Here is a 308-nt window from a genome sequence, read left to right as displayed (position 1 = left end):
CCTTGATGTGGGTGAGCCCGTCGAGCAGCGAGTATTCCGTATGGTTGTGCAAATGGACAAATGCCATCGTCAGCCCCTTCGATAAGGTCGGCGGCGCACGAGTTCGTTTGGTGCGGCTCGCCCAGAATCTCCTCGGAGGCGATGGAAATCTCCTCCACGTTGCGGCAAGTCGGCTTGCCGACGGCCGAGGCGGCCATGCAGAAGCTCCTGAAGTCGTGCTCGCCAATGAGGTGCAAGGCGCCCCGTTCCATGGCGGCGATGTCCAAGTTCGGGCCCACGTACCAGGCGGTGCGATCGGTGAATACCGG

Annotated in this window: 1 pseudogene; it reads right to left on the bottom strand. The window is 62.0% G+C overall.

Features of this window, described 5'->3' with window-relative positions:
- A pseudogene (locus NE591_RS13895) lies at positions 1 to 308 on the bottom strand (hypothetical protein); the annotation flags it as partial.

The sequence above is a fragment of the Adlercreutzia sp. DFI.6.23 genome (assembly GCF_024462535.1).
Lineage (GTDB): Bacteria > Actinomycetota > Coriobacteriia > Coriobacteriales > Eggerthellaceae > Adlercreutzia > Adlercreutzia rubneri.
Note: the sequence above shows the minus strand (reverse complement) of the source record. Positions and strands in the feature narration are given on the sequence as shown.